The 1557-nt window shown below is 62.6% G+C and carries 1 protein-coding gene and 1 pseudogene; both read right to left on the reverse strand.

Annotated features, from left to right (window positions below; all coding sequences use genetic code 11):
• Positions 1-1002: MCP four helix bundle domain-containing protein (locus ACFFP0_RS30925; RefSeq protein ID WP_377266074.1), on the reverse strand; the 1002-nt coding region annotated here is incomplete at its 3' end.
• A 192-nt stretch (positions 1003-1194) separates the two neighbouring features.
• Positions 1195-1557 (reverse strand): annotated as a pseudogene (locus ACFFP0_RS30930) (methyl-accepting chemotaxis protein); the annotation flags it as partial.

Below are 1557 nucleotides of genomic sequence, written 5' to 3' on the forward strand. Positions count from 1 at the left end.
GGCGGAGGAGGCCTGTTCGGTTGCCCCTTGGGAAAGCTGTTCCGAGCTTGCCGAAAGTTCCTGGCTGCCGGACGAGACGTTGTCGGCGGCGGCAAGCGCATCGCCCACCACGCCGCGAAGGCGCTCCACCATGCTTTCCAGCGCGAGGCCGAGCGTATCCTTGTCCGAAAGCGGCTTCGGCGAAACCGTCAGGTCGCCGTTGGCGATCTGGTCGGCGATATTGGCCGTATTGCGCAGGTTGGCCGTCATCACGTTGATCGTGTCGACCAGATCCTTGATCTCGTCATTCGTCTTGATCTCGACATTCTGGTTGAGGTCGCCGATGGCGACGGCATTGGCGGCACCCATGATCTTGGCGAGGCCCCGGCTGATCCCGAGCGCGATCCACAATGCGGCGATCACGGCGGCGACCAGGGCGATCGCGGCGATGCCGATGATCAGGTTCCGCGTGGTATTGTATTGATTGTTGGTGTCCTCGTCGGCCTGCACCATCAGGGCCTTGTTGGCCTCGACGCGGACCTGGATGGTTTTTTCGATTTCGTCCATCATCGCGCGACCGTCGCCTTTGGCGAGCCGAAGGGCTTCGTCATTGTTGCCGCTCCTGGCCGCCTCGCGGATCGCGTCGTCGACGCGGAAGAGCTGTTCCGCCCGGTCCTCGACGGCTCTCCAGGACTGCTTGGCCTCTTCCGTCGTGGAGGCTTCCTGCAGTTTCTTCAGGGTATCCCGGAAGAGGTCCCTGTTCCGGTCGCCGCCCTGGATATACTTCTGGACGTCTTCCGCGCTGTCCGACGTGGCGATGTTCATCTGCGAGCGCGCAAGCCGCAGCTGCGCATTGGCGAAATTCTGGACCAGTTCCAGACGGGCGGCCGGACCTGCGATCAGGTCGCTGATCGCCTGGTTCAGATGGGAGAGGCTGTAAATGCCATAGCCGGCCGTGATTACCAGCAGAGTGATGATCAGCCCGAAGGCCAATCCGAGTTTGAGCTTGATCGTAAATCGCATAGCCTTATCCCCTCAAGGCGATGAATGCATCGGTCGTGCTTCCCTTCCGTTCGGTCGGGAAGCGGTTCGGAGCAGGAAGACCGATACATTCACTCTTCTGCGGTCGTCCGATCTGTCGGACAGCTGCACGCTGACATGCATGCGGCGATCCCGGGCCGTTTGAGCGCCCGGGACGAATTCTCTTGAAAAACCTCAGGCGCTTTCGCGGAAATCCGCGTCGTCGGCATCCGGGCCGCCCACCGACATGTCGAGGGCGAAACCCTTGGCCCGGGCCTGCTGCGCCAGCACGGAGTGATCCTGCTTGTGCGGCTGCGCGGGGCGGTGGATTTGCGCCGGTTTTGCCGTGGGCTTGCGGTTGGTCGCAGCCGCGGTCGCACGCTTGGCCTGCTTGCTGCCGTTCTGGTCGACCTTGAAGAAGGCGATGGAAGCCTGCAGCTCCTCGGCCTGCGAAGCGAGTTCTTCCGAAGTGGCCGACATCTCTTCCGAGGCGCCGGCATTCTGCTGCGTCACCTTGTCGAGCTGCTGGATCGCCTCGTTGATCTGCGAGGCGCCGAT

The sequence above is a fragment of the Neorhizobium puerariae genome (assembly GCF_042429745.1).
Lineage (GTDB): Bacteria > Pseudomonadota > Alphaproteobacteria > Rhizobiales > Rhizobiaceae > Neorhizobium > Neorhizobium puerariae.